The sequence below is a fragment of the Mangrovihabitans endophyticus genome (assembly GCF_014646155.1).
GTDB classification, from domain to species: domain Bacteria; phylum Actinomycetota; class Actinomycetes; order Mycobacteriales; family Micromonosporaceae; genus Actinoplanes; species Actinoplanes endophyticus.
On the sequence record NZ_BMMX01000126.1, the window covers coordinates 1 to 970 of the forward strand.

A 970-nucleotide genomic window follows, 5' to 3' on the forward strand; every position below is an offset into this window, starting at 1 on the left:
CCGCGGCGGCTGAGCAGCACCAGGTGGCGGGCGCCGTGCGCGGCCAGCCAGCGGGCGACCGGCTGCCCCGCCCGCCGGTGCCGCCGGTGATCAGGACGGCGCCGCGCGGGGTCCACCCGCCGCCGTCCGCGCCGGCGCGGGCGGGTGCCAGGTGCCGGGCGTACACGCCCGCGGCGCGCAGCGCGATCTGGTCCTCGCCGCCCATGCCGCCGAGCGCGTCGGTGAGCCGGGCGAGCGCGGCCGGGTCGGTGGTGGCGGGCAGGTCGATCAGGCCGCCCCACTGCCGGGGGTATTCCAGCGCGGCGACGCGGCCGAAACCCCACGTGGCGGCCTGGGCGGGTGCGGTGACCGGTTCGGCGCCGTCGACGGTGACGGCGCCGCGGGTGAGGCACCACAGCGGCGCGTCCACGCCCGCATCCTGCAAGGCCTGCAGCAGGATCACGTTGCCGGCGACCGCGTCGGGTCCGTCCGCTGCGGAGCCGTCGCGGCAGGCCAGCAGGCTGACCACGCCGCCCAGGTCGGTGGGCAGGTCGCGGAGCTGTTCGGCGGCGTGCCGGCGGTCGGCGACGTCGAGGCGCAGGCAGTCGGCGCCGAGCGCGTCGGTGACGTCGGCGGCGTCGGCCTCGGGGTGCGCGACCACCACCCATGGTCCGGCCGGCGTCGTGGCCGTGGGGCCGGTGATCGGGCACCAGCGTTCGTGGAAGCGCAGCGCGTCCAGCAGGGACTGGTCGCGCTGGTGGCGGCGCCAGCCGGAGAGGGCGGGCAGCACGCGGCTGAGCGCGTCGGCGTCCACCGCCAGGTCACCGGCGAGGTCCGCCGGGTCGGCGTTCTCCACGGCGGCCCAGAAGCGGGCGTCGACGTCGTCGCTGTCTCCGGTGTTCTCCCGCGGTTGCGGCCAGTAGCGCCGGTGGTCGAAGGCGTAGGTGGGCAGCGGCACCCGGCCCGCGTCCGGGTACCAGCCGGTGAAGTC

At 78.1% G+C, this 970-nt stretch carries 1 protein-coding gene; it reads right to left on the reverse strand.

Annotation, left to right across the window (positions count from 1 at the left end; translation table 11 throughout):
• On the reverse strand, nucleotides 1-970 hold a 970-nt coding region (locus tag IEY73_RS32690), incomplete at both ends, for a SpnB-like Rossmann fold domain-containing protein (protein WP_229716416.1).